This is a genomic window from Desulfobacula sp. (assembly GCF_014237455.1).
GTDB lineage: Bacteria > Desulfobacterota > Desulfobacteria > Desulfobacterales > Desulfobacteraceae > Desulfobacula.
In genome coordinates this window covers 1-23470 of the sequence record NZ_JABZFL010000062.1, presented here as the reverse complement: position 1 = coordinate 23470, position 23470 = coordinate 1, and the positions used below count along the sequence as shown (strand labels likewise).

The 23470-nt window shown below is 40.1% G+C and carries 19 protein-coding genes; 13 read left to right on the top strand and 6 right to left on the bottom strand.

The annotated features are described in order from the left end of the window. Positions 1-342 precede the first annotated feature (342 nt). The 6 genes from HGJ91_RS09135 to HGJ91_RS09110 all read right to left on the bottom strand — a co-directional run bounded on the left by HGJ91_RS09135 (position 343) and on the right by HGJ91_RS09110 (position 10347). Positions 343-1251, bottom strand: coding sequence for an Abi family protein (locus tag HGJ91_RS09135; protein WP_291347412.1), 909 nt, complete (start codon positions 1249-1251; stop codon positions 343-345). Between the two features lie 170 nt (positions 1252-1421). Continuing rightward, positions 1422-4685, bottom strand: a complete 3264-nt coding sequence (locus HGJ91_RS09130; RefSeq protein ID WP_291347411.1) for a type I restriction endonuclease — start codon at positions 4683-4685, stop codon at positions 1422-1424. Beyond that, positions 4682-6061: a restriction endonuclease subunit S gene (locus tag HGJ91_RS09125; RefSeq protein WP_291347410.1), complete on the bottom strand. Its 1380-nt coding sequence runs from the start codon at positions 6059-6061 to the stop codon at positions 4682-4684. The genes HGJ91_RS09130 and HGJ91_RS09125 overlap by 4 nt, the downstream gene beginning before the upstream one ends. Further along, the gene (locus HGJ91_RS09120) at positions 6061-8373 is read right to left on the bottom strand and encodes a class I SAM-dependent DNA methyltransferase (protein ID WP_291347409.1); all 2313 of its coding nucleotides are present in this window, start codon (positions 8371-8373) and stop codon (positions 6061-6063) included. The genes HGJ91_RS09125 and HGJ91_RS09120 overlap by 1 nt, the downstream gene beginning before the upstream one ends. 79 nt (positions 8374-8452) lie before the next feature. Continuing rightward, a complete protein-coding gene (locus tag HGJ91_RS09115; protein ID WP_291347408.1) occupies positions 8453-8893 on the bottom strand; it encodes an ASCH domain-containing protein in 441 nt (146 codons plus the stop codon). After that, positions 8866-10347 carry a GNAT family N-acetyltransferase gene (locus tag HGJ91_RS09110; protein WP_291347407.1) on the bottom strand — a complete coding sequence of 494 codons (1482 nt, stop codon included), beginning with the start codon at positions 10345-10347 and terminating at the stop codon, positions 8866-8868. Before HGJ91_RS09110 ends, HGJ91_RS09115 begins: the two co-directional genes overlap by 28 nt. 607 nt (positions 10348-10954) lie before the next feature. Here HGJ91_RS09110 and mtnA point away from each other — a divergent pair. The 13 genes from mtnA (at position 10955) to HGJ91_RS09045 (ending at position 23123) form a co-directional block, all read left to right on the top strand. Next, positions 10955-12076 (top strand): S-methyl-5-thioribose-1-phosphate isomerase, encoded by a 1122-nt coding sequence (gene mtnA / locus HGJ91_RS09105; RefSeq protein WP_291347406.1) that lies wholly within the window; start codon positions 10955-10957, stop codon positions 12074-12076. Positions 12077-12101: 25 nt separating this feature from the next. Then, entirely contained in the window at positions 12102-12707 is a 606-nt protein-coding gene (locus HGJ91_RS09100; protein WP_291347405.1) for a bifunctional 2-polyprenyl-6-hydroxyphenol methylase/3-demethylubiquinol 3-O-methyltransferase UbiG, read from the top strand. A 1-nt stretch (position 12708) separates the two neighbouring features. After that, complete coding sequence (locus HGJ91_RS09095) at positions 12709-13845, top strand: PLP-dependent aspartate aminotransferase family protein (RefSeq protein ID WP_291347404.1); 1137 nt, start codon at positions 12709-12711, stop codon at positions 13843-13845. A 27-nt stretch (positions 13846-13872) separates the two neighbouring features. After that, positions 13873-14343 carry a siroheme decarboxylase subunit beta gene (gene ahbB, locus HGJ91_RS09090; protein WP_291347403.1) on the top strand — a complete coding sequence of 157 codons (471 nt, stop codon included), beginning with the start codon at positions 13873-13875 and terminating at the stop codon, positions 14341-14343. After that, complete coding sequence (locus tag HGJ91_RS09085) at positions 14333-15670, top strand: radical SAM protein (protein ID WP_291347402.1); 1338 nt, start codon at positions 14333-14335, stop codon at positions 15668-15670. The genes ahbB and HGJ91_RS09085 overlap by 11 nt, the downstream gene beginning before the upstream one ends. 86 nt (positions 15671-15756) lie before the next feature. Beyond that, the gene (locus tag HGJ91_RS09080; protein WP_291347400.1) at positions 15757-17430 is read left to right on the top strand and encodes a Na/Pi cotransporter family protein; all 1674 of its coding nucleotides are present in this window, start codon (positions 15757-15759) and stop codon (positions 17428-17430) included. A 1-nt stretch (position 17431) separates the two neighbouring features. Continuing rightward, positions 17432-17863, top strand: a complete 432-nt coding sequence (locus HGJ91_RS09075) for a DUF1178 family protein (protein WP_291347399.1) — start codon at positions 17432-17434, stop codon at positions 17861-17863. Positions 17864-17873: 10 nt separating this feature from the next. Next, positions 17874-18422: a bifunctional adenosylcobinamide kinase/adenosylcobinamide-phosphate guanylyltransferase gene (cobU, locus tag HGJ91_RS09070; RefSeq protein ID WP_291347398.1), complete on the top strand. Its 549-nt coding sequence runs from the start codon at positions 17874-17876 to the stop codon at positions 18420-18422. A 5-nt stretch (positions 18423-18427) separates the two neighbouring features. Continuing rightward, the gene (gene cobS, locus HGJ91_RS09065; RefSeq protein WP_291347397.1) at positions 18428-19186 is read left to right on the top strand and encodes an adenosylcobinamide-GDP ribazoletransferase; all 759 of its coding nucleotides are present in this window, start codon (positions 18428-18430) and stop codon (positions 19184-19186) included. A 14-nt stretch (positions 19187-19200) separates the two neighbouring features. Continuing rightward, on the top strand, positions 19201-20286 hold the full coding sequence (locus tag HGJ91_RS09060) for an aminotransferase class I/II-fold pyridoxal phosphate-dependent enzyme (RefSeq protein WP_291347396.1): 1086 nt from the start codon (positions 19201-19203) through the stop codon (positions 20284-20286). Continuing rightward, positions 20279-21229: an adenosylcobinamide-phosphate synthase CbiB gene (cbiB, locus tag HGJ91_RS09055; RefSeq protein WP_291347395.1), complete on the top strand. Its 951-nt coding sequence runs from the start codon at positions 20279-20281 to the stop codon at positions 21227-21229. Before HGJ91_RS09060 ends, cbiB begins: the two co-directional genes overlap by 8 nt. 11 nt (positions 21230-21240) lie before the next feature. Continuing rightward, positions 21241-22083 (top strand): cobamide remodeling phosphodiesterase CbiR, encoded by an 843-nt coding sequence (gene cbiR / locus HGJ91_RS09050; protein WP_291347394.1) that lies wholly within the window; start codon positions 21241-21243, stop codon positions 22081-22083. Between the two features lie 419 nt (positions 22084-22502). Then, positions 22503-23123 (top strand): hypothetical protein, encoded by a 621-nt coding sequence (locus HGJ91_RS09045; protein WP_291347393.1) that lies wholly within the window; start codon positions 22503-22505, stop codon positions 23121-23123. The last annotated feature ends 347 nt before the right edge of the window (positions 23124-23470 follow it).

The window sequence follows — 23470 nt, the reverse complement described above, 5'->3', positions numbered from 1 at the left end:
GCCGCGCTGGATGATAATTTTACATTACTTTGCCCGCCAAGTGGCAAACTGGTTAATAATTCCATTGTAGCCGCTCTGTTCCGGCTAGTGGCATGATGCTTTTATGGGAAACTTCAGTATTATTAATATTCCGGGGGATTCTTTTGACCCTGAAAAGACAGAACAATAGCCAGTAGTCAACCTTTTAAATTCTCTCGGTTTAATCCGTCAAATATCCAAGAATTCTATCAAGATTAAAACTAATCTCATTGATACTCTGAACATCTTGTAGCAGTTTCCATAAGAATAAACTAAGTGAGGGCATTGCATCAATCCATTAGAGAACATTTCGTACAGATTGCGCTATTGTTTACTATTTTTCCACAAAGACAAATCTTTCCAGGTCTCTTGAAATCCCATTGCAGCAGGTCGGATACCTGGAGACCGAGTGATAAGCTGCCGCATTCTCTGAGGCCAGCTGGTCCCAGGGCTGATTAATTTTAAAAAATATCCTAACATGACGATTGTGTTTCCAATATAACGGGTCGCTTCTGGATTGAACATAGCTGATAATGTCTGAGGCTTTCTTGGCAGCCGCATGGTAATCGTCATTCTACGGTTCCAAAGCCGTCCATGATGGGCGGTAATGTTCCGGATAAAGGTCAGATGATGCATGAATGACTTTAAAATACTCTCATCTATACCATAGGCTTTGGCCACCCGATTTCGGTCGCGGCGGATTTTCAAATTCTTAAACCAAAGGGAAAGTTGACCAAAAGACATGACCTCAGCAGACGCCCATATCGGCGGCAGAACAGGACTATCATATATTTTACGGTAATGCTTAATAAATAATTCCGTGCTCCGATTTATTTCCGACTCAAGAGATTCTATGAGTCTTTTGTGCATGTTGTCATCGTTGATATATTTATCATCAAGATAAAAATGGCTCCCATAAGCCAGGCCCAGAGCATTAGCAAAGTGAGCTCGGAAAGATATTTCAACCCGCTCAATAGCTTCAAGCATAAGAAGCCTGAATTTCCGATCAAACAGATAAAGATTTAGAACATCATCAAAAGTGGTACCGACTTTAAAGTGATGAGCCTTACCTTTGTTATTTTTCTCGAATGGAATCCAGTAGCCACGCAGGCGGAAATAACTGATATGAGAAAGATAACGTGCCGCTCTGCTCGGATCAGGAATTATCATCCCACGTTTGGTCAACAACTTTATTTGATCATCGATACGAAGCGGAGGTTTTGTATATTTCATTCGCATCCCCCAAAAAAAGTAACCCGCCAGGGTGCGCAATTAAGGACAAGTCCCAAAGAGGCGTGGCGGGTGTTATTCAAATCAGTTAATAAAGTTAAGTTAACACTAAAAAAACAATTTGTCATCTTTTTTTTCATATTGTCAATAAACCCAAACCAATACCATATTTCTTAAGCCACCCGTTTTAACAAATCAAACACAACCCTGGCAAAACCCGCAGCCTTAGACGGATCAGATAATAATTGCATCATCTGGTTTTGATGAGCTTCGCTACTGTCCATAACAGCATCATCCACAGCTTTGGAGAAATCTCCCAGCATTGCCTGTTCCCTGGTGTTATTGGCAATCTGTGCCATGACCAATTTATTTTCGCTAACCTTATCTCTGACGGTATATGCATAGTTTACCAGATCTTTATTGGTGAGTTGATCGGTGATAAACAATTCATTCAATCGGCTGATAATCTGTGACAGGAACTCTTCCTTAATGTCTCTTGCTTTTGCTGTTCCCAATCCTTCACCTGGTTCCAGTTGATATCCATCTAAATCTTCATCGATTCTCAGGTCCTGCTGACGAATGGCAGATAATCTGTAATGACTTAATACAATATTGTTCAGATCAATATCATCTTCATTTATTAATGCTTCTCGCAACATCGGACGCAGATTGCGGGCGTATAAACTCAGTTTTTCCAGATCCTTGTTATCATAATCAACAATCTGGGACATGAACTCATAAAACCTGACAAAAGTACCCAAATCCTTTTTAAAAATTTCTAGTCCATCTTTTTCTTTTTTACATTCCTTAAAGCTGTTCTCTGCATTGGCAATCAATACAGCATCCGCAGTTTTTTTAGTTCGCTCAAACATCTCTTTGGCTTGTTTGTATGCATCAATCGCTGATTTATATCGGATTTTCCACCGCTCCACAGCGGGTTTGCAAATATTGGCAATGGCGGCATTGCTTTTGCTCTTTTGAAAAAAAGCCTCACAAAATTGTTCGACTTCATGCCATAAAAAGATACCAGCAGCCCGCAACTTGTCAAACAGGTCAAAAATAAGATCCGGGTCAGATACATCCGCAAGCTCTGCGGTTTGATAATAGGGTTTAAAAGATTTTAGAATATCTTCGGGGTCATTAAAAAAGTCCAGGATAAATGTTCCGCTGTCAGCTTTGCCGGGATAAGTCCGATTCAGCCGGGACAGGGTTTGTACACACTCCACACCACCCAGTTTTTTGTCTACATACATGGCGCATAACTTGGGCTGGTCAAAACCCGTCTGGAATTTATTGGCAACAATCATCACCTGGTAATCAACAGAATCAAAGGCTTTTCGCATATCACGGCGTTTAAGGTTCGGATTCATGTTGGTTTCCGTGAATTTTTCCCCAATCAAGCCTTCTGCATTGGGATCATTCTCATTAAATTCCACCTCACCCGAAAATGCCACCATGGCGTGGATGTTTTGATATCCTTTTTCAATAATATATTTATCAAAGCCCAATTTATATCTGACAGCTTCTTTGCGAGAGCTTGTCACCACCATGGCTTTGGCCTGACTGCCCAGCAATCCCATCACTTTATTTTTAAAATGCTCAACAATCACCTGTACCTTTTGGGAAATATTATAATCATGCAGCCGCACCCATTGGTTGAGTTTCACTTTGGCTTTTTTACTTTCCACTTCCTGATCAGATCCTTCAATTTTCAGGGCCAGGTTATAGGCGACTTTATAGTTGGTGTAATTTTTTAATACGTCTAAAATAAACCCTTCTTCAATGGCCTGGCGCATGCTGTATACATGATAGGCTTCGGGCTTATTCTTTTTGGAGGGTTCCTCATCGGGATTCGGCAGGCGGCCAAACAGTTCAAGGGTTTTGGTTTTAGGGGTTGCTGTAAACGCAAAGTAGCTTAAGTTGGAAGATGCACGGCGGGAGGCTACAACCGCATCCAGAATATCGTCGGATGAAAGCGGTTCATCATCATCTGAAGGCATATCGATCATCAATACTTCTTTTAATTTACGCGCCGTGGTTCCGGTTTGTGACGAATGGGCCTCATCAGCTATTATGGCATAGCATCGTTTTTTTAAGCTGATATTATTCTCAATGGCTTGTAGAACAAAAGGGAAGGTCTGAATCGTTACAATGATAATCGGCTGGGAAATCTCCAAAGCAGCAGCCAGTTTTTCAGATTTTGATCCGTCTCCAATTTTTTCATTAATTCTTCCCACCACACCATCCACATGCTCAAACTGATAAATGGTATCTTGTAACTGATCATCCAGAACTGTTCTGTCGGTGATCACAATCACTGAATTAAATTGTTTGTTGCCTGATGTATCATAAAGGGAAGATAATTGATGGGCAGTCCAGGCAATGGAGTTTGATTTACCGGAACCTGCACTGTGTTGAATCAGATATTTATTCCCTGGTCCTTCTGTATGGGCGGCAGTAATCAGTTTATTCACCACATCCCATTGATGGTAACGGGGAAAGATCATGGTTTCTTTCTTGGATTTACGGCCTTCCCAATCTTCTTTTTCTTCAATCTGAAGGTGCACATACCGGGCAAGAATATTTAATAGGTTATCAGGCAACAGCACTTCATTCCACAAATAGTCAGTGGCGTATAGGTTTATATCATCTGGAACATCATTACCCGAACCCCCATCCAAAGTGCCTTTATTAAACGGCAAAAAGAAAGTCTCTTCTCCTTCCAGGCGAGTGGTCATGAATACTTCATATTGACTGACAGCAAAATGAACCAGGGCACCCCGCTTAAAGGTTAATAAAGGTTCGGGTTTTCGTGTGGCAGGGTCGATTGGCAGGCGGGTGGTTTTATATTGTTTGATTGCATTTTCTACAGCCTGTTTAAATTCTGACTTCAACTCCAAAGTGACAACCGGTATGCCATTAACAAATAATACCAGATCAATCCGCCAAGCCTTGGCTTTTTTACCGGTTTTTTCAAGGTGCTCTTCCGTGGCCCAGGGGCTGTACACCAATTCCGGCACAACACGCAGACGATTCTTTTTGTAGCGTGCCAGGGTATCTGGATTTAAGTCATGTTCCGGTTTAAACTGGCATAACTTAAACCGGGTTCCCCGGTCACGAACGTCGTGGCGCAATACGCCCAGGGTACCAAAGGTGCGCATCTGCTTGTCTGCGGCATTTGGATCTGCTTTATTTAACTGGGAAGCCACCCGTTCCAGAAATTTTTGTTCAGGAGTATTCGGATATAATTTACAGAACTTTTGCCATTGTGCATCCTGGGTATCTTGAACAAACCCGAGCAAGTCTTCAGGGTAAAGCGCCAGTTCGCGATTGTAGTTTTCCGGTTTCCCCAGCAGCCAGCCATTCGCCAATAGTTGTTTGATCATATCATTTTGAAAAGTGAATTCGTTTGCTTTATCACCACCAAATAAACTCATAGGGATTTTTCCTTGTTTGTTTGGGTCTGGTCTGATTGTACCGCTTGTTTTGGGGGTTGCCAGTTGCGGACATCTATTTTGCCTGTTACTGCGGCTGATATTAGGGCTGTTCGTTTTTCCTTCATCAAGTTTATAGCCTTCATAGCTATTTTTTCAAGTTTGTTCATCTTTTTTAATTTTACTTTAATATATCTCGCAATATCCTTCTGCTCTATTTCAGGTGGGAATGGAGCAAGAAATTGATTGAAAGCTTCTTTGGGTAATCGCCATCTACCAATGTGTGCTGCTCCTTGTCCAAAAGGGAAAAATAATTTGTTAATATAGCCCATTTGTAAAAAATAAAGATAGTAATCTGATGATGATTTTTGATTTTCTAAAATAAAAACACGATAATCAGGGCTTGTTACGCCCTCAAATTTGGAAACATCTACAAACCCTGTCAGTAAATCCATTTGATTCATTGCAAAATCACCCTTGTGGACTAATTGATAATTAGAGTAATTCATTGCAAGTTGACCTTCTCCGCTTTCGATATCTTTTATTTTCATGCCTTTTTGGGTTATAGAAAGAACATCGTACCCAAGAGCACCTGCAATTCTTTTCTTAATCTTAAATAAAGTTTTAAAACGTTTGATTCCCCAATGCTTAGGAAGCTCCCCCAACCACTCAACCCCAGAATCCTTCATAGGAGCATCGGGATTTAAACCTTTGGTAACAGCATGGCTAATCACAGCCTGCCGTTTTTCTTTTAACAGTTTGATGAGCTGTTGTTGTTTTTCGATAAGAGTATCTATTTTGGCGGTTTCGTAGTTGAGAAAGTTGGCAATTGCAACCGCTTCCTTTTCTGGCGGTTTAGGATAAAATATATTTTCTAAGGCATATGTTCCCAAACCATAGCGAGTCAAACCGTTTGCCCTTGTGGCAAAATAAGCACGAGCATATCCGCTTTCAAAAATTCGCTTAATATAAGCACCATACGCGATGATATTTGCTCTAATCATTGAAAGGTGATAGCCGCATACAACTCCCTCCATATTTTCCGGGACAAAAGTTGGTATAGCAATATCATTGGGGTCTTCAGAATCTTTAGTTATAATAATATCAGCAGTTCGAAGAGTAAATTTATTAATTTGTTCTTCAGTAGCACTCGCTTTCATAAAATGCATACTCTTATTTACAGTATCATTATAGTAAACATCTGTGTAATTGCACAAAAAAACTGGCAGTTCACCTTTCTTCGTTTTTTTATCAACATTGCTCGGATGTATTTTAGCCAAAAACTTTAATTTCTTCACATCCCAATGCTTAGGTAAATCATCCAACCACTCAATCCCAGAATCCTTATACTCAGGATAAACCTGATATCTCCCAACCATTACGAATGCACCTCTCGAAGCAACTCCATAATCTTAGCACTAACTTTATCCAGATCCGCATCAATCTCAACCAAATCCCGTGGGGGTTGATACACATAAAAATGCCGGTTAAAGGGAATTTCATATCCGACGATACCGATCTCTCCATCCTGGGCATCCTTTTTGTTAGCATCAATCCAGGCTTCCAGCACATGGGGCAACACTTCCTTGGCAAAATAGGCTTCATTTAAATCATTCACAGATTTTGACGGATCAAGGGCAATATTTTCATGATCCCGCAGATCACTATCCGGCTTATATTCAATGACCTTTCCATCCACTTTAAACAAGCCATAAACAGGATCGGGTTTGGTCTTTTTATGCACCTTTTTAATTACTTTTTCTGCATTGGGATTTTTCCAGCTCACTGCTGTAGTAATCTGTTTTTTCTCCTTGGCGTCCATTTGAACGCCTGTTGCCTTGATGATATCGTTATACAGGTTCATATCATCGAATTGATCTGTACCAATAGCCTGCTGGAGATCTTTTGCTTTAAGCATGAACTGTTTCTGGGTCAGCCATAGTTTTTTATCCAACAGTGTTTTGATCTGTTTTTCTTTTAGCTTGGAAAAATTACTTTTAATCGTTTTTCGTATACAATCTTCATGTTCAGTCAAGATGCCATAGAACTCACAGCCATTATCATCAGACCAGTTTTGACCGAATTCTTCATATATCCATTTCATAACTGCGTTTAAAGGCTTGGGTGCAAAACGCAGGGTAGAAATTCGCTCATTGCTGAACTGGAAGGATTCACGCAAGGGGCGTTCAATGGTAATGCGTCGATAGCCAAACTCATAATAGTTGAAAATTTTACTGCCAAAGGTTTTTGGAGCTTCTATTGCGGGATTTTCCGATTGTCGGCCGCGATTGGTTTTCTGTTCTATGGGTTTGTCGAGTTTGCGGGAATCGATGATTTCAAAATTGCCAAAACAACGGGTAATTGTTGCAATGTCCTTGTCATCCATCACCTTACGTTTAGAACCCAAAGACTTGCGCATTTTACCATAAAGGTTAACCCCGTTTATCAGTTGAACTTTACCTTTACGCTTTTTTGATTTTTTATTGGATAAGATCCAGACATAGGTAGCGATACCGGTGTTGTAAAACATGTCTGTGGGCAGGGCAACAATGGTTTCCAAAAGATCTGCTTCTAAAATATAACGACGGATTTCGGATTCACCCGATCCGGCACCACCGGTAAACAAGGGTGAACCATTGAGAATAATGCCTATTCGGGCGCCTCCTTCTGAAGCATCCCGCAATTTACTAATCAAATGCAGCAGGAACAATAGGGAACCATCAGAGACCCGGGGTAATCCCGGCCCAAAACGACCATCATACCCTTTGAGGGTGTTTTCATCTTTGACAACATCCTCGATTTTTTTCCAATCAACACCAAAGGGCGGATTTGATAGCATATAATCAAATTTATCCGCATAGAGCTGGTCACCGGAAAGGGTATTGCCTAATTTAATATTGGTGACATCCTGGCCTTTGATCAGCATATCCCCTTTACAGATGGCATAACTTTCCGGGTTTAATTCCTGACCAAACGCCCGCATGACGGCTCGGGGATTTAATTCATGCACATATTCCATTCCAGATGAAAGAAATCCGCCGGTCCCGGCGGTGGGGTCATAAATGGTTCGAATAATACCAGGCTTTGTTAAGGCATCATCATCTTCCATAAAAACAAGGGAAGTGGTGAGCCGTACAATATCACGCGGTGTAAAGTGTTCTCCTGCGGTTTCATTGGAAGATTCAGCAAACCGGCGGATCAGTTCTTCAAACACCAAGCCCATCTCATGGTTGGAAATGGCCTTTGGGCTTAAATCTGTCTTCCTAACCTTTTGCACCACCATATATAAAAGATTGGCATCGTTTAGCTGACCGATAAACTCACTGAAATTAAAGTATTCAAATATCTCTCTGGCATCTTTGGAAAATCCCTGGATATAGGATTCCAGATTGTCTTTTATGTCGGATTCACCCAGCTTGGACAGATCCATTTGAGAAATATTAAAAAAGGACAATCCATTGGTTGCACGCAGCAATAACTTTTCCTCTGCCTCTTCGGACAGATTCATCTTTTGGATTTCTTTGTGTTTCGCAAGAACAGTAAGCTTGCTTTGTTCCAGCACCCCTTCCAAGCGGCGTAACAGGGTAAAGGGTAAAATTATCCGGCCATACTGGCTCTGCTTAAAATCGCCCCGTAATAAGTCGGCCAAAGACCAGATATATGCGGCCATATTGTTTGTTGTTTGTGTCATTTACTGCTTTTCCAGTGTTTATAAAAGTTTAATTCTATATTTTGTTCCGTTTTCAGTGCATTCCAATAATTTGGAGGTATTAAAAATAAGCTTCTATTTTTTTCCTTTTAATATTTTTCCATTCTGATTTAAAAAGATAGGCAAATGACTGTGGAGAGCTTGTAAACGATTTGCATTTGCTAAGCGGCACCGGGACTTTAAATTTGTAAGCTGTTTCAACGATAAAACATTTTCCAGATGATTTTCCTTTGTAATAGGAATTGAAATCATCAAAACTAATGTGGCCACAATCTCCATACTTTTCCCATAACACAGATGGATGATCAACTTCACAACGCTTTACATCAAAATAACCGACAATTCTCTGCTCTGGCTGAGTAGCGTATAGAACAATTGTTTTAATATCCAATGGAATCCCATTTTTTCTAAACTCAACAGTTTTTTCTCCAGAAAGAATCGCAATGGCATAAATTGGCTTAATTGACAGCGCGATCACATCTGTAGCTTTTGCTTTATCCATTCTACCCTTTCTGGTTTAATCTTCGTAATCGACTGTGGCGCTCCGTTTAAAACAGAATTTTTTTTTAATTCTTTTATCCCTATGCTGGATTCAAGATTTTTAACATATCGAAATTTAATTGCCAATGTGTCTTTTTTTGATTTCATACACATATCAGCAATATCTACATATCTATATACTGTTCGAGACCCAACGAATCTTGCAATCTGATTTGCATCGGTTGAGCGTATAAAACTTTCAACTATGCCTATAGCCGTGATAGAAGGTTTAACCTTGGACCGATAAAATAGCACGTTGTCACCTGGCCTTAGTAGCTTTGTTGCTGAGTTACTTAAATAGGCTTTTTTAATACTATTCCCACAAGGTTTTTGATCTGGAAATAATGAAAGTTCCTCGCGCATTTCTGGAAAAAGGACATCGTGAAATTCTGGTTTTATTGGGACAATAAAAGTTGAGTTGCTTCCGAACAGTGTAACCCGAGGACCAAATTTTATATGAAAATCAAGAGGACTATATTTCAATGTGTCTTCTTCTGAAAATACCAAAGATTTTTGCATGAAAATTTCATCTTCGTCTTGTTTTTCAACGGAATCAAAACCAAATGATTTTGCAAATTCTATCAGATCATCGTGTTTGGGAAATGTTGTAAAGTATAGGTGTTGATAATTATTTTTATCCGCATAATCAAAAACAGTTTTTAATAAAAGCTCTCCGTATCGGTTACCATGGTGCGTTTCGGAGACCTTGAATGTACAAAGTTTGAGTGTTTTGCCTGATTCGCCGACGGGTAAGCAGTCTTCTTTTTTGTGGATACAAATGCCTGCAAGGCTGGTGTCTCCTTTATTGAAAATTACATAGGCATCTCTATGCTTCCGTCTGCATTTTTGAAGCCACGGATCAAATCCGGGAGAATAATCTTTTCTGAGGGAACAAAAAATTGGATCTTGTTCGTCCAACGCATAAACCTTCTTTGTTTCTACTGATGGAGGCGGAGGTGGGGTCTCATCAAAGAAATCCTGCAATAACGAGATAGCATCTCTGAGATAAAGAACCCGTGATTGTAAATCAGCTCTTTTTGCCTTTTTATGTATTCCGTTATCTTCTGTAACAAGATAATCAACAGCATCTCCTTTTACGGATGCTAAAAAACAATTATCCACATAATCGTTCGACCCCAATTCCGGTGTCCCAATATGGACAGCATCTAAAATTGTAATAGGCGGAGGTGAATCAATAACATTGTAACGTTTAACAAGAGTTTTCCTGAGAGTCATCCGATCTGCATTTTTATCTCTATTTAGGTCATACTCAACAGCAGGGTGAATATAAATAATATTTCCAGATTTTTGTACCAACTTATGAAACTGTAACGCTAACTCTGTGTTTATCTCGAAATCGGTCAAAGAACCCGGTTCTAATGGAATTATAATATTTGTATCGATTAAGATATTCATAAGAGGTACCCAGACACCATGCAATGGTAAAGGAGGATCTTGTGTTCAGATAGAAACGAAAATTTTGGAAACTTATGTGATTTGTCTTTTACGGCTGCATCCATTTTCATCAGTTCCGATCTTTTTAGCCATTTACATACCGTACAACCATCTCAATATCGCTTAATCGCCGCAAAATCAATTAAATATAGTAATTTTGCATAAATTTCTGATCAAACCACGTATACTCATCTGGCATCCAAATTATTGTATCAACTGCATGATCTTTCATAAAATTATGCATGAAAAAATGTTTAGATTTGTATCGGTATCTTTGACATTTCATACTGTGGACTTTGTCTATTTATGTAGAGAGTTTGTTTTGTTGTGACTTTACCCAGCCGCCAGACCCCGCCCCTATTTTTTAAAACAATACCCCGCCAGCTTTTCGTATAGGCTTATCATAGTTCTGAGGAGGTACCAGATCTATGAAAAAGAAAATAATTAATAAAAATTAGAGCTTTTGTTATAAGGAAAGCTCTAGTATGAGTAGATTAAATTAAAATTCTATGAGAGCGATAAATTTTATGAGTCGTGCAAATTTTAAAACCTTATTGGAGAAGTAAAAATGAAGGTGGATGGAAAAGATATGCGGCCAATCTGGGTTGATGCGGCATCTGAAATGGTTCAGGTCATAGACCAGAGATTCCTTCCCCACAAATTGATCATAAAGAGTTTAAACAGCGTGGATGACACCATCCACGCCATAAAAGAAATGGTTGTCAGGGGTGCTCCTTTGATTGGTGCTGCAGGGGCATTGGGTGTCTATATCAGCCTTGTGCAGGAGAATAATAAGGGGGCTGATAACGACTACCTGATCTCAGAATGCAGACGGCTTAAGGATGCCAGACCCACAGCCATGAATCTTTTCTGGGGGGTTGACAGGGTTCTGTCTGTTGCATTAACGCATGAGAATTATGGGGCCAGGGTCAAAGCAGCGCTTGACGAAGCATTTAAAATTGTAGAGGAAGAGGCAGTCAATTGTCAGAAGATCGGCGAATACGGCCTGCCCATTATTGAAGAAATCAGTAAAAGGAAAAAAGGTGAACCGGTCAATATCCTGACCCACTGCAATGCGGGCTGGCTTGCTTGCATTGAATACGGCACTGCTATGGCACCCATGTACACAGCGGTTGACAATCATATTGATATCCATGTCTGGGTGGATGAGACAAGACCTTTAAACCAGGGTTCCCGCCTTACAGCCTGGGAACTGGGTAAACACGGGGTGAGACATACCGTTATCACTGACAATGCAGGAGGGCATATCATGCAGCATGGCATGGTGGATATTGTCATTGTGGGAACCGACAGAACCACCCGTGCCGGAGATGTGGCCAATAAAATCGGTACCTATTTAAAAGCCCTTGCAGCAAAAGATAATAATATTCCTTTTTATGTGGCGCTGCCGTCAAGCACCTTTGACTGGGACATCACAGATGGGATTGCCAACATCCCCATTGAAGAGAGAGATCCTGATGAAATCAGATATATTCAGGGTCTTTGCAACGGAAAGGTTGAAAAAGTGCTGGTTCCTCCTGAAACAAGCAATGCGGCCAATCACGCCTTTGATGTTACACCGGCAAGGCTGGTTACAGGATTTATTACGGAGCGGGGTGTATGCAGGGCAACGGAATCCGATATCATGTCCTTGTTCCCGGATAAAAAATCAGGCAAAAAAACGGGTTAAAAAAATTGAATAAAAAGAAGAGGCTATGGCAAAAAAAGAAATGTTTGAGGAGCGGTATAAAACAGGTGTTACGCCCTGGGAGCTTGCAAGACCGGATTCAAATCTCATAGATGTTGTAAAAAAGGAAAACATCAAACCCTGTAAAGCCCTTGAGATTGGATGCGGTACCGGGAGCAATGCCATCTGGCTGGCTCAGAATGGCTTTGATGTCACAGGTTTTGATTTTTCGCCATTAGCCATTGAAAAAGTTAAAGAAAAATCTCGGGAAAAAGGGGTTGAGATTTTGTTTTTTGTAAAAGATTTTTTGAAACACGAAGGTAAATCAGCAGACGTTGAATTCATATTTGACAGGGGATGTTTCCATTCCTTTGAGACAAAAGATGACAGGAATACATTTGCAAAAAATGCAAGTTATAATCTTAAAGAACAAGGATGTTGGTTCAGCCTTTTAGGCAGTGCTGATGATCCACCCCGGGACACAGGCCCCCCAATGCGATCAGCTCTGGATATTGTAACAGCCGTAGAGCCTTATTTTGAGATTTTATTTCTTGTTTCAGGCAGGTTTGATTCAAGCCGTGAAAACCCGGCACGATGCTGGAAGTGCCTAATGAGAAAGCGAAAAAAGGAGTAAAATGAAAAACAAGACCATTGCCATTCATAAAGGAACCTTAAAGGATAAGAAGACAGGTGGGGTGAACACTCCGATTTATACATCCTCAGCCTATGATTATATCAGCAGGGATGAAACCTTTTATCCGCGGTATTTTAATACACCCAATCAGAATGCTGTGGCAAAAAAAATAGCCGCCCTTGAGCATGCCGAAGAAGGGCTTGTATTCAGTTCAGGTATGGGTGCCATGTCAACTTCGATTCTGGCCTTTGCAGGAGCCGGTGATCACGTCGTCATGCTGGATGCCCTCTACGGAGGAACCCATCATTTTGCAACTGTTTGGTTTTCTCATTTTGGTATTGACTGCACTTTTACAAAAACCAGTGCTGACGATGTAATCAATGGGGTGACGTCAAAAACAAAAGTTATTGTTATTGAATCTCCCACCAATCCGCTTCTGGCAGTGGTTGATATTGAAAAAATTGCCCAATTTGCAAGAGAGAAAAAAATTACCACCATTATTGACAATACCTTTGCAAGTCCTGTGAATCAGACGCCCCTGGATCTAGGAATAGATATTGTCGTTCACAGCGGAACCAAGTACCTTGGCGGGCATTCTGATCTGTGTTGCGGAATGGTTGCCTGCTCCAATGAAAAACTGGATAGAATTTTAAATCTTGCCAGGGTATTGGGCCCAAGCCTTGATCCCAGGATCTGCTATCTCTTGGAAAGGAGCATGAAAACTCTAATATTGAGAGTGAATGCCCAGACCAAAAATGCCATGGAAGTGGCACGATTTCTGGAATTTCACCCTGATATTGCAGCCGTATATTACCCCGGACTTGAAAGTTTTGGAGGATATGAAATAGCAAAGCGCCAGATGAAAGGCTTTGGCGCCATGCTCTCTTTTGAAATAAAAGGCAAAGATCCCCATCGGTTTATTGAGAGATTAAAGATCATAAGTCCGGCTGTCAGCTTGGGTGGCGTGGAGTCTACCATATGTCCTCCAAGTCTTACTTCCCATGCAAAAATGTCTCCTGAGGAAAGGCAGAGAATCGGGGTGAGCGATTCCCTTTTACGATTATCCATTGGACTTGAGGATGCAGATGATTTAAAACAGGACATTGACAATGCACTGAAAAAAGTTCCAAAATATTAACCAGGTAAAATAAAAAGATAAGCACTTATGCTGACAGATATAGAAAAAAAAATAATTACCCTGCTGCAAACCGATATTCCCGTTGTCAAACGGCCATTCCTTGAAATGGCAGAACAGATTGGCATCACGGAAGATGAATTTTTAAGTGTTTTAAAGGATCTTAATGACCGTGGCATGATCAGACGGTTTGGTGCCACACTGAAACATCAGAAATCCGGGTTTAAAGCAAACGCCATGGTGGCCTGGAAAGTTCCTGAAGAAAGGGTGGAAAAAACCGGGAATATCATGGCCACTTTTCAAGAGATCACCCATTGTTACAGAAGAAATCCTGCCCCTGGTTGGAAATATAATTTGTATACCATGGTTCATGCATCTGATGAAGATGAATGTTATGCCATCGTCAAAAAGATTTCCAAGGCTGTGGGAGAAAATGATTATGAGCTTTTATTCAGCAGAAAAGAGCTTAAAAAAACATCCATGAAGTATTTTGAAGACTGATTCACCTCACATTCTCTGTATAAACCCCTGGATTCATGATTTTGCCGCTTTTGATTTCTGGGCAAAACCCTTAGGCCTTTTGTCCATTGCCGCCATCCTTTGTGAAAAAGGGTTAGAGGTCAGCTATATCGACTGTCTTGACAGGTTCCATCCAGAGGAATCCAAAAATATGAAAGTGTTTTGGGATGGCAGGGGGCCGTTTAGAAAGACAGAGATCGATCTGCCCAAAGGGCTTGAAAACATTGGTAAAAAATTTTCTCGTTATGGCATAAAACCCCAATGGTTTGCAGCAGATCTGAAAAAAATAAAAAAGCCGGATCTTATTTTTGTTACTTCCTTGATGACCTATTGGGCAACAGGGGTCAAAGAGACCATAGAAATGGTGAAAGAAGCCTATCCGGATGTGCCTGTTGTGCTGGGGGGGATTTATGCCAGCCTGTGTTATGAACACGCAAATAAAGACACTTTGGCAGATCTGGTGATAAAAGGATCTGGCGAGCACCATTTAAAAAAAATTATCAGAGATTTTACCGGGTTTGAACTGGACGACAACAACTTATCCGGTGATCTGGATGCATTGCCCTTTCCTGCTCTTGATCTTCAACATAAAATTGCCTACGCGCCCATTTTAACTTCAAGGGGGTGCCCTTTTTCATGCGAATATTGCGCATCTTCATTTCTGGAACCGGAAATCAGGCGAAGATCCCCTGAAAATGTATTCAGGGAAATTGAGCATTGGCACCAGAACTTTGGTGTTCAAAATTTTGCCTTTTATGATGATGCCCTGCTGGTGAACAGCAAGCAGCATGCGTTCCCATTATTTGAAAAAATTATTGCATCAAAAATGGATGTCTGGTTTCATACGCCAAATGCTCTCCATATTAAAGAAATTACAGAACAGGCGGCCAGGTTGATGTTTAAGGCAGGGTTTAAAACCATCCGGATGGGTCTTGAAACCACTGATTTCTCCAAAACCCGAAACCATGATGGTAAAGTTTCAAAAAATGAGTTTTATACGGCAGTTGAAAATCTTAAAGCTGCCGGATTTGAGAAAAAACAGATCGGAGCATATTTATTATGCGGGCTGCCCGGACAAAATCTTGATGAAGTTCAAATTTCCATGCATCTTGTAAAGCAGACGGGAATACACCCTGTTCTTGCCTATTATACACCGATTCCGCATACACCAATGTGGGAGAGTGCGGTTACGCATTCGAAATTCGATCTTCTTGAACACCCTGTTTTTACTAACAATACACTCTTTCCCTGTGTAAAATCAACCATTGATCTAAAGCGCATTTCGCGATTGAAAAATTTAAAAATTTAAGATATAACCCTTTTGGTTTGTTAAGAGTTTGTTAGATTTATGATGTTAGAGTAACATTAGCAGTAATCCCATAAAGAGGGCAAAAATTGAACTTAACAAGTATATTAATTCAAACCCTTGGTGGACTAGGGCTATTCATTCTTGGAATGAAAATGATGACCGAAGGCCTTCAAGCTACAGCAGGGCAAAAAATCAGACGGATTCTGGAAGCCATCTCCTCTAACAGAATCATGGGATGTGCAACCGGTGCCGGTGTTACAGCCATGATTCAATCTTCCTCTGCAACAACTGTCATGCTGATCGGGTTTGTGAGTGCCAGTATCATGTCTTTTGAGCAGGCAGTCGGCGTGATAATTGGTGCGAATATTGGCACCACCATTACCGGCCAGATGATCGCATTTAAGTTGACAAAAGCGGCTCTTCCTGCAATTGCTCTTGGCGTTGGGTTGAAATATTTTTCAAAAAAAAGAAGTTACCGGCATATCGGTGATATTATTTTAGGCTTTGGCCTGCTTTTTTATGGTATGACGGTAATGAAACATGGCCTTGCACCCATAAAATCCGATCCACAATTTATTGAGTTTTTTACAACATTCAATACAGAGACTATCCGTGGCATTCTTCTTTGCATATTCATGGGAGCCGTTCTGACCGTTGCTGTTCAGTCTTCTTCAGCTACAGTGGGCTTGACAATGACGTTGGCAGCATCCGGCCTTTTAACTTTTCCAACTGCCCTTGCCCTTGTTCTCGGGGAAAACATCGGTACAACAGTAACAGCTCAACTATCCACCTTAGGTTCAAACAATACAAATGCCCATAGAACCGCAAATGCGCATACCATTTTTAATGTCGTTGGCGTCGGCATTATCTTACTGATTTTTCCATGGTTTGTTGATATCGTTGAGGCCATTACTTTAAAGATGGGTGCCGGAGTTGCAGATCAGACAGTGAATGGCGAATATGTCAATGTTGCAAGATATATTGCCAACGGCCATACGATTTTTAATGTTATCAATGCCATGGTATTCCTGATTTTTCTTCCCAAACTTGTTCAACTGACCGTTTTAATATCCCCTAAATCTGATAAGAGACAAGAAAGATACAGGCTGCCTGAATTTGATGCCGGGTTCATTGATTCACCCATCGGTGCTCTTGCCAAAGTTAAGGGTGAAATCATAAAAAATATAGAATTTGCCCATATGAATTTAAAGAAAACATCAACATGCCTTATGATCAGGGACGATGATATCCTTGGGGAAAGAGAAGCCATAGAAGATCATCTGGATGATTATCAGAAAGTCATTATCCGGTATTTGACAACTATTTATCAAGGAGAGGTGAACGAACCCGAGGCCAAAGAAATATCAGAATTGATGAGAATCACCAATAATATAGAAAGACTGGGTGATTCCATGGAAAATGTGTCAAAAATACTTGAAAAGATATATGACAATAATTTATGTTTCAGTGAAAAAGCCAAACAAGATCTGGCGATCATTTCAGACCAGGTAGACAAATTTTTAAGCTTGATCATTGATGAATTGCACGAGAAGACAGAAGGGTTTTATCAAAAAGCATTGGCGCATGAAGATTTGATTGACCAGATGCGTGAAGATATGAGATATCAACATATAGAAAGGTTAAGACAGGGAGAATGCCTGGTTGATGTCGGTGTTTTCTTTATTGCTCTTGTTTCAAACTATGAAAAGATGGGGGATTACTGTTATAACATCTCCACAGGTGTAAACAGAATTATTTAAAATGATCGTATTTGATCTTGAATGTCTAAATGGGCATACCTTCGAAGGCTGGTTCGAAGGCAGAGAAGATATAGAGAAACAACAGGAGCAGGGTATTTTAACATGCCCTGTTTGTGAAACCACGTCTGTAGTCCGGAAAATCCATCCCATTGCCATTAAAAAATCTTCCAATAATATAACCCAGAGAGCCTTGCAGACAAGCCAGGAAGCAATAGCTGAGCTGACGGAAAAAGTGGCTGAATACGTTGAAAAAAATTATGAAGATGTGGGAACAAGTTTTACAAAAGAAGCCTTGAAAATGCATTATGGGGCAGAAGAACACAGGAATATCAGGGGGACCACAACAAAAGAGGAAGATAAAGTTCTTACCAAAGAAGGTGTTCCCGTGTTCAGAGTTCCTGTAACCAAAAATCCAAAAGATGATTTGAATTAAGCCCAAGCTTTTGAAAAAAAAAATAACATTTGTGATCGGAGGATGCAGAAGCGGGAAGAGTTCTTTTGCCCTGTATCAAGCCAATAGACTACAGGCCAACAGGATAAAGGGGAAAAATAAATATTTTATTGCCACGTCCGTGCCAAGCGATTCTGAAATGGAAAAACGGGTGGAAAAGCATCAAAAAGAGAGGGGAGGGAACTGGCATACCATTGAAGAGCCGGTCAGGATTCATGAAAAAATCAATCAATATTCCCCCAAAGCCGGTGTCATCCTTGTGGACTGCCTGACACTCTGGGTATCCAATCTATTGTTTCATTCGTATGATCAGACGCAGATTAATGAGGCGATTCATCATCTGGAAAACTCTCTTGAGCAATGTGAGTGTCCGATATTCCTGGTTTCCAATGAAGTCGGGTGTGGTATTGTTCCGGAGAATAAGCTTGCCAGGCAATTCAGGGATTTCGCAGGGCTTGTCAATCAAAGGATGGCAAAAATTGCTGACAAGGTTGTTATGACGGTTGCCGGAATCGATGTTCAGATAAAGCCAAGGCTTTAAATCAAATGATAATAAAAAAAAATTTTACGGAGTTTAGATCAGCGATTTTGTTTATTACCATTCTTCCGGCAGGAAAAAATGTGGCTTATTCTCCCATAGGCATGATTAAATATTTTCCAGTTGTAGGATTGATATTGGGCGGTCTGCTGCTGGTGTTTGATGTGACTATTTCATATTTCTGGCCTCCTTTAGTGGTGGCGGTTCTGGATGTTATTTTTCTCGTCGTGGTAACAGGAGCTTTCCATCTGGACGGTCTGGGAGATACAGCAGACGGATTGTTCAGCCACAGGTCCAGAGAAAAAGTGCTTGAAATTATGAAAGACAGCAGGACAGGGATGATGGGACTTGTGGCAGTCTTCTGTATCCTGGCAGTTAAAATAGCCGGAATTTATTCTGTCAAAACAAGTGGAACCCATTTTCAAACCCTGGCCCTGCTTTTGATTGTTCCTGCTTATTCACGGTCGGCAATGATATTTGGTATACGGTTTTTAGACTATGGCAGAGAAAAGACTGGGACCGGCCTTGATTTTTTTGAAAAGGCCATTGGGTTAAAGGATTTTTCTTTTGTGTTGATTCCAGTAATCATCTCTCTTTTTTTAGGATATAAAGGCCTGGTTTTGAATCTGGTTTTTTTGGGAACCCTGATGCTGGTATTGGGATTTTATAAAAAGAAACTCAATTGTATTACAGGAGATATGCTGGGAGCCTTGAATGAGATAATGGAAGCTGTTTTATTTTTGGCAACCGGGGCATTAATAGTTTAAAAGGAATTAATTGAATGATTATCGGCCATGGCGGAAATATTAAGAATCTGGCAACAACAGTGGGCTGTACCGTTGATGATATTATTGACATGAGCAGTAATTTAAATCCTCTGGGGCCGCCTGAAACGATAGAGAAAGTTATTTGTGACAACCTGGTTAAGATCAGATCCCTTCCTGAACCGGATGCTGTGACCATGAGAAAAGGGTTTGCCGGGTTTCACGGGATTGATCAAACCCAGGTTGTGGCAGGCAATGGCACTACCTGGTTTATTTATACCATCCCCAAAGCCATTGGCTCAAAAAAGGTATTGATTGTCGGCCCCACCTATTCAGATTACAAAGATGCCTGCCGGATGCATAAAATTGCTTTTCAGCATTGCCTTGCAAAAGAGTCAGATACGTTTGATCCGGATATTGATGAAATATCGCGGATGGCAAAAGAGGCGGACACGGTTTTTATCTGTAATCCCAACAACCCGACGGGTTCACTTATTTTGCGGGAAAAACTTGAGTACCTGATTCAAAAACATGAGAACACGGTTTTTATTATTGATGAATCCTATCTTCCCTTTGTGGATCAGGCCCGCGAGATTTCCCTGGTATCACACACCGGATACAAAAATTTGATGGTTCTTTCCTCCATGTCAAAAATATTCAGGATACCTGGACTTCGTACCGGGTTTTTAAGTGCAGCTACTGGGTTAGTTGAAAAGATCATGGCCCATTACCAGCCATGGAGTGTGAATGCGCTGGGACAGGCGGTGATGGAACATATTTTTGATCATCCGGAAGACATCGAACCCTTTTATCAAAAAACAAGGGAGTATATCAAAACAGAAAAGCAGGTTTTCCTTGAACATCTTAAAAACATTAAAGGATTGCAGATATTTGATTCAAGCACGTATTTTATTTTGGCCCGTTTGACAAATGGGATGAATTCCAGGAATTTTTGCGAGAAGATTGGCCGACATAAAATATTGATCAGGGATTGTTCCAACTTTTTAGGATTGTCTGATCAGCATGTGAGATTTTCTTTAAAAAAAAGAGGGATCAACGAGCTTTTGGCAAATTTTATAAAGCAGGCTGTGAGAAATGATTGAGATTCAAGGGACTGTTATTCTGGCAGCGTTTATCCTTGATTTTATCCTGGGTGATCCCAAAATATTGCCTCATCCGATCGTTTATATGGGCAACGCCATTGGTTTTTTTGAGGGCTGGTTCAGAAAACATTTCAAACACCTTCTTATTTCAGGGGTCGTCTTTGCCGGCGTTCTGATTTTTTCCACATGGCTGATAGCTTTTATAACGATAAAATTGAGTATCAGTATTCATCCTGTTTTTGGAACTTTTGTCCAGGTGATCCTGCTTTTTTTTTGTTTTTCATCAACAAGTCTTGAAAAAGCAGCAATGATTGTCTTTTCTGCCCTTGAAGAGAACGACATCAAAAAGGCCCGGGAAAAGGTCTCCATGATTGTGGGCCGGCAGACAGAAACGCTTGATGAAAAGGCCATCACCCGGGCCAGCGTGGAAACAGTGGCTGAAAATTTCGTGGACGGGTTTTTATCTCCCTTGTTTTTTGCCATGATCGGGGGGGTGCCATTGGCGCTTGCCTATAAAATGGTCAACACCCTGGATTCAATGGTTGGATATAAAAACAATACTTATCTTCTTTTTGGCAGAGCTTCTGCAAGGATCGATGATGTGGCCAATTTTATCCCGGCAAGGATATCTGTTTTGATCATCGCACTGGCTGCATTTTTTCTTTCTTTTAAAAGAGGCGTTTTAGCAATAAAGATGGGTTTCTCTCAAGGGTCTCTTCATAAAAGCCCCAATGCCGGATATCCGGAAGCCGCGTTTGCAGGGGCTCTTAAAATAAGACTTGGTGGTCCTAATGTGTATCATGGTACACTGGTTGCAAAGCCTTATATCGGAAAAGAGTTTAAAGATCCTGAAAAAGGAAAAATAAGGCAGGCGTGTGATCTCATGATATTCAGCTCATTTTTAGCCACCCTTATTTCCTGTTTTCTTCTTTTTGTTTTTTAGGTGAACCCAAGATGCCTGACTTAAATTCAAAGAATTCAATGTTGCCGGACAAACCCTTCAGGCTTGGAACCACTTCTTTTATTTTTCCGGATCATATTATTCCCAATGTAAAAAAACTGGGTCCGGTTTTTGATGAAATCGAAATTCTTGTTTTTGAAAGCATGCCTAAAGAAGTCCTGCCGTCAAACGATGATGTGAAGGAGCTTTTATATTTATCTCAAGAACTTGATCTCACCTACAACATCCATCTTCCCACCGATGTCAGCCTGACCTGTGAATCTTTAGAAGAAAGACAGAAAGCAAAGGATACAATCCTCAAGGTAATAGATCTTTTTGCACCCGTAACCCCCACAACCCACACCCTTCACCTTGATATGCCGTCTGATATTAAAAATGATATTGAAAATCAAAAGAAGCTGAAAAAGTGGGAAAAACAGACCCGGCAAAGCCTTAATGCATTATTATCTGATATATCCAGTCTCGGGATCATTTCTATTGAAACTCTTGACTATCCTTTTTCCTGCCTTGAAACCCTGGTGGAAGAATTGAATCTGTCTGTCTGCATTGATGCCGGTCATGGGATAAAGTATGGGCACAACCTTTTGGAAACCTTTGAAAAGCATAAATTAAGAACGCCTGTTATACACCTGCATGGTGTGGATTTTTCCGAACCGAATATCAAAGATCACACATCCCTTGATAAACTGCCCAAAAAACACTTCAGGCAAATTCAGACAATTCTGGAAAATTTCACAGGGGTGCTCAGCCTTGAAGTGTTTAATCTTGAAAACCTGAACCGCTCCTTAACCCATCTTTCAAATGTTTTTAAAAATATTGTTCCAAAAATCAAATAGAAGCAGTGCCTGACACTTTTAACAATATTGAATAATTTAAATTTATTTTTTTGAATAAAAATGCGAGCTAACAAGGATAGTCCGGGGCTTTCTTTTAATCCTGGATGCCCAACCCTATAGCCAGAAGTAAACGCCTAAAACTCATCAAGATTTGATCTGGTATCATTGATACTCTGAACTTCTAATGGCAATTTCCATTAGGATAATTATACTTGAGTGTGATTTATATCCTATAAAGTTAAATATCAAGAATAATGCAAGTAGTTTTGAGTATCGGAAATTCAAAGATGTCTGAACGTTGAATAGTTTTTTACCAATTTTTGAAAAGGAATGTGCTATAATGTTATATTATTTTTTCCAAAAGCTAATGCTCATTACATAATTAAACAATCTCCATTCTTTAATACGAGTTTTGAATTATGGAGTTCTTAGAAAAACTGAAAATTATAGAAAATCAACTTCGCTGGCTCGATGTAGAGGCCAGATCTGCCATTAGGTTAAAAGAGACATTTTGTTATGCAGCATATGATAATAATGTCCGAGATTCGATAAAAAAAACCAATAAGGTAGACTGCTATAACGTTTGTTTGCATGCAATTTATTTTAACTTTATCATGGCTCTCGCTCGAATTTTTGATAGCCGGAGAAGAGATGATGTCCATAGTCTAAATAATTTATTCCGACATTTAACCAATGATTTTATAAATGAATTTGAAAAAATAAAGAAAAGGCAAATAAAACTCTATATTGGAAAATCAAAAGAAGAATATAAACGGTTAAAAGGAACAAATTTAGTTGCAGGGATCATCAAGATAAGGGTTGAAAGATTCGCACATAACTCCTTAGACGAAAATAAGAAATACTATCCCAAATATGGAGATGCTGAAGAACTATTAGATCAAACATTGAATTTGATTAACTGCCTTTCTTTTGCAATTTGGAAGAAAAAAGAATTATATGAATATCGTTCAAAAGAATGGAGAAGAAAGGCTCAATACTTTTGGGACACATTTAATCACAAGCCCATTAAAGACGAATGAAAAAGTTATTTGTGAAATTTCAGAAACTTTAGAAAAGTCATTAGATCAATATTCGGACTTTAATGGAAGCGATATCGGCAAACGAGCAATGTCCTTAAAAGCTTCTGCATGCATTATACGCTTTGATATACATCTTGATTGGAATAATATACTAAACTACACATTAACTTGTTAAGGATAATTTATGAATATATTAAAGAATTGGAGCACATTTTAATCATGACAATTGGGAGTGTTCAATATTCTGTGTCACCGTTTCTGATTCCAATTTTACCACCACAGCCAGCGGAAGTAAAAGTCAGTTCCGAGAATGGGCCTCCAAATAGCCACGTCGGAGGAATTGACTT